Source organism: Ochrobactrum sp. XJ1 (assembly GCF_024701725.1).
In the GTDB taxonomy this organism is placed as follows: Bacteria; Pseudomonadota; Alphaproteobacteria; order Rhizobiales; family Rhizobiaceae; genus Brucella; species Brucella anthropi.
In genome coordinates, this window is the sequence record NZ_VDGD01000045.1 from 1 (window position 1) to 4599 (window position 4599).

The following is a 4599-nucleotide window of genomic DNA, read 5'->3' on the forward strand; positions in this document are numbered from 1 at the left end:
TGGAAAATTGCGGCCTGTTTCGCCTGAATATCTACGAGCCCCTGGCCTTTCCGGCCAGAGAAACTTAACGTGACAACTCCACAGAAGCTCATCAGCTGGCTCATAAGCGATGGGTATCGAGAGATCTCGGTACTCGGATTGAGCCTCGGTTCGTGGGTCGCAGGATTGGTAGCGGCCCATGATACCAATGTTAAGAAAGCCTCCCTGTTTCTCACAGCCGGAAGTCTTGCAGATATGGTCTGGACCGGGCGCGCAACGCGCGCCATACGCGAGAGCCTTGAGCCTACGATAGACTTGTTTCATCTCCACAGGGCCTGGGCGCCGCTCGATCTGGGAAACTATGTCTACAGTCTCGCGCGACCCGCATTGGATATTCAGATTGTTCTAGCAAAAAGAGACAAGGTTGTACTGCCAGAATTGTCAATTTCTCTGTTGGATAGTCTCAATAAGTCCGGTGTAAATCCGAATGTTTTGCAATTAAACTGTGGTCACTATTCACTTGCCATTCCACCGTACATTTTAGTCGCCGGATTAAATCTAAAAAGGTTCTTGTCGGAGTCTGGCAGTCCAGATCATAGGACGTGACCTAGACTTTGTGAATGCTCATCATCGAGGGCTTCAAAGGCTCAAAGAACTTGCAGGACCAGACGGCGATATCGTAACGGGACACCATCGCAATGTCTTGCAACGTTATCCCGCAATGAGTGACGATGTGCCCTTTCCAGAGATAAGGCCGCCTTTAGCTCCCTGAACAATTTGGGACAGAACCCGTTTTGCCACGCTTTTGATAACTGGCGCACCTTTGTAAGACTCAATGAGAGCCTTGCTGAGTTCTGCTTAACATGCCCGGCATAAACTGATAGGAAAGCCGCCAAAGACGGCTATTATATCCACGCCAAACATGAGATGTCTGGCGGTATCCTGTATAATACGCGACAGCTCATATTCCTCTCACGTCTTACGCGAACGAAAGGCACTGAAAAAATCATATGCGCTTGACGCTTTATACGGACTTTTCGCTTCGCGTCTTAATCCATCTGGCACTTTACGAGGATCGCCTGTGCTCGATTGGAGAAATTGCAAACGCATATTCGATTTCCCACAACCATTTGATGAAAGTCGTCAATGGTCTTGTGAGCGGCGGTTTCATTGAAACTGTTCGCGGCCGAAGCGGAGGCCTACGTCTGGCGCGTGCTGCGAAGATGATATCGGTCGGCGCCGTTGTCCGACATACTGAAGAAGGGCTTCATCAAATGGCAGATTGCCCGGGATGCGCACTTTCACCCGCTTGCGGCCTCACAGGCGTGCTCGCTCAGGGGGTTGAAGCGATGCTTCGTGTCTTCGATAGCTATACGGTTGAAGACCTGCTGACGGACAAGATAGTCATGCGCCGATTAACTGAACGCAAGCCGCCGCTGGGCTTTGACCTGGTGGATTAGCCCGGGGAACGGGCTTTCACCCGTTCCATATTGTGTCGTCGCACAACGTTCGAGGGCGACCTCACGCTGCCAGAAGTTCGTCGGCAGGTCCGAAAAATTCATAGTGAATTCGCTCGGAAGGTACACCAGCAAGCGAGAGCGCTGACACGGCGGCACGCATAAACAGTCGCGGTCCACAAATATAGTAGTCGGCGTTTGTCACTGGCGTGTGGTTGATGAGCCATTCATCGGTTATCAGTCCCGCGTAATCGTAATCATCGCCCGCATTTTCACCGGCAAGTGGCGTCTGATGAAAATCGCTCACACGAATATCGCTGCCTTTAGCCGCAAGCGCACGTACATGATCGCGCATCGCGTGGGTCTCACGGTTATGTGTGCCGTGAATATATTGCGTTGGAAGTGCCGGATGTTGATCGGCAATGGTTTCGAGCATAGCGACCATTGGCGTAAGCCCCACGCCGCCAGATAACAGGACAACCGGGCGGGTTGGCTGTTCGTTGAGGAAGAATTCACCTGATGGCGCTGCCACCTTGATGACGGTACCAACACTTGCCTGATCGTGAAGCCAGCTCGAGGCTGCACCACCCGGCTCCTTCTTGACCGAAATGCGGTAGGTCTTGCCGTTGGTTGCGCTGGAAATGGAGTAGTTCCGCTTGATCGGCGCCTGATTGTCGATTTCAAACCAGAAAGTCAGATATTGCCCCGCCTTGTGCTCCATGACCGGCCCGCCATCCACGGGGCGGAGAACGAACGACGATATAGTGCTGCTCTCACGAATAATTTCTTCGATACGAAAATCCCGCCAACCATTCCAACCGCCATCGGCGACTTTCTGCTCGTCATAGATACGATTTTCCCGCGCCATCAGTATGTTCGCCAGGAACCAATAAGCTTCTCCCCAGGCTTCCAGAACTTCATCCGTTGCAGCGTCGCCCAGAACAGCTTTGATCGCACCCAGCAGGGCCTCGCCCACATGCGGGTAGTGTTCCGGCAGGATCTGAAGGCCGACATGCTTTTGTGCGATCCGCTCCACTGCCGGAGCCAGCGCACCGAGATTGTCGATATTGCCGGCATATGCAAGAATGGCCCCCGCCAGTGCTCTGGGCTGCGATGAGGCGTCACCATGATGAGACTGGTTGAACAGGTCCCTGATCTCAGGATTCTGGAACATGCGCGAATACATTTCATGAACAATATCAAGCCCATGGGAATTGAGCGCGGGAACGGTAGCCTTGACGATAGCAACCGCGCTTTCCTTCAGTGTCTGCGACATGTGTGTCTCCGTATCAAATGCATGTCAAATGGCCCGATCATTGTCCGGCCCTGTTGTGCATTTCGACGGTAAGGTCGCCGGAATGCGCATTACATAATAAAATCATGTATCTAATATGCATCTATACGTCCGCACGAAAACATGCAAATGATATACTTCTTTAGGGGTGCGGCGAAACGTACCCGCATGTCGGGCGCAAAAACAAAAAAATTATTGAGAAAAGCTGCCCAGCAGAATCTTAGCTAGTAAGTGGAAATGAGCCACATACTCATGAAAACGTCGATGACACGAGACCAAACGGCACAAGGATTGACTGCAATCCGGCGGGTGATAATTTCTCCAATCTTCGTTTCGAAAATCGTTTATGGTCAGTCTCTGATTGGAGGGACTTCAAATGATGGGGCTGAAGCAATCTGGCATATACCTTGACTGCGATCTGGACTGTTAAACCGCCGTTACTCACGGGATTTCTGATCTGACAAAATGATGCAGCCGAAGCTGGTGAGCCGCCGACGAAGCGGTGAGGGCGGTCACTGAAATAGCTAAGGCAATCCGGGTTGGCTATGCGGGAACTGATCCGAACGAATAACTGATTTATGGGGCATGGGAATGTTGGGGTTGATTTTGGCGGTATCTGTCATGAGTTGGCAGCCACCCGCAGAACAGGTAACGCGACCGGTTATACAGATTTCAGGTCAATGCCGTGGCTGCGGCTGCAAGGGCGGCCCCGGCTGGCGTATTCATGCCACGGGACGTTGCGCTAGCTATCGAAATCTAGCACAGAACTGTGGTTCTCCACCGTCAGAAGCACTGTGCACATATGAACTCGGCGGTGCGAAGGTCAGGGAAACTCCCTCGTCTTCATTTTACGCACCATCCGACGCCAAGACAGTGACAAAGCCTGCGAAACCCAGCGGATCGATTGCGGGACGCGCATCTGTTATCGATGCCGATACTATCGAGATACATGGCCAACGCATCCGAATTTGGGGTGTTGACGCGCCAGAGGGTGCGCAGACATGTAAAAATGCATCCGGCAGTGAGTATCGCTGTGGACAAATCAGTTCGATGAAGCTGGCCAGCTATCTCGATGAGGCTCAACCCATTATCTGTGCTCAACGGGATGTCGATAAGTATAATCGCATTGTAGCATCGTGCGTGAATACCTTCGGTCAGGACCTAGCGACATGGCTCGTCCGGAACGGGCATGCTCTCGATTGGCCAATGTATTCAAAGGGCGCTTATTCTAGCGCTCAGTCAGAAGCCAAAAGCCGAAAGGCAGGCATCTGGCAAGGAACTTTTGTCGAACCATGGGTATGGCGGAAATTGAGCAAAGGCGCGATGTGAGGAGTGGTTGGCTCTCTGACCTAAGCGAGATACTGTAGAAATAGCCAAAAAAGTCAATGACTTGTTTTAGCAAGTTAAAGTTGCGACGTTCCCAGCAAAATAGAGATGCGACAGATGCTGACGTTCAGCCCCCATTCCGAGAGGCTGGTCGGGGTTGCAAACGAGGAATGGGGGCGGGTGAATATCCACCTCTTCGGCTTTAGATCCCATGAGGAGTGAACAGCGGCCGTCGCTCTGGCAGAGTGAGGTTGCATCAAAACACTCGCTCAGGAGGAGCAATTTATGGAACCCGCATCCATTCATCCGACCGCTGTCCGCACTGATCTTGGCGCAATTTTTGTGGCATTGGAACTGAGCCGATCGACTTGGTTGATCACTTCGTTGTCGCCGGGCAGTGGCGAGAGGATGTCGAAGCATGTAGTGGCCGGTGGCAATGTAGCAGAGCTGCTGGATCGATTTGAGCGGTGTTGTCACGTTAACTGGGCTGCAGTTGCCTGCCTGACGGTTTGGGCGTAAATTTTGGCGATGCAGACATCAGAT

3 protein-coding genes and 2 pseudogenes are annotated in these 4599 nt (G+C 52.2%); 4 read left to right on the forward strand and 1 reads right to left on the reverse strand.

Features of this window, described 5'->3' with window-relative positions; all coding sequences use genetic code 11:
* Positions 1-81 precede the first annotated feature (81 nt).
* Both FG152_RS26955 and FG152_RS26960 read left to right on the forward strand, forming a co-directional pair.
* A pseudogene (locus tag FG152_RS26955) lies at positions 82-585 on the forward strand (RcgR family putative quorum lactone hydrolase); the annotation flags it as partial.
* 404 nt (positions 586-989) lie between these two features.
* A complete protein-coding gene (locus FG152_RS26960) occupies positions 990-1439 on the forward strand; it encodes an Rrf2 family transcriptional regulator (RefSeq protein ID WP_498989425.1) in 450 nt (149 codons plus the stop codon).
* Between the two features lie 61 nt (positions 1440-1500).
* Here FG152_RS26960 and hmpA read toward each other — a convergent pair whose 3' ends face one another.
* The gene (gene hmpA / locus FG152_RS26965) at positions 1501-2712 is read right to left on the reverse strand and encodes an NO-inducible flavohemoprotein (RefSeq protein WP_498989428.1); all 1212 of its coding nucleotides are present in this window, start codon (positions 2710-2712) and stop codon (positions 1501-1503) included.
* A 639-nt stretch (positions 2713-3351) separates the two neighbouring features.
* Between hmpA and FG152_RS26970 the strand changes: the two genes are divergently transcribed.
* Together FG152_RS26970 and FG152_RS26975 are read left to right on the forward strand one after the other, a co-directional pair.
* The gene (locus tag FG152_RS26970) at positions 3352-4059 is read left to right on the forward strand and encodes a thermonuclease family protein (protein ID WP_374789038.1); all 708 of its coding nucleotides are present in this window, start codon (positions 3352-3354) and stop codon (positions 4057-4059) included.
* Positions 4060-4341: 282 nt separating this feature from the next.
* Positions 4342-4524: pseudogene (locus FG152_RS26975) on the forward strand (IS110 family transposase); the annotation flags it as partial.
* Positions 4525-4599 lie beyond the last annotated feature (75 nt).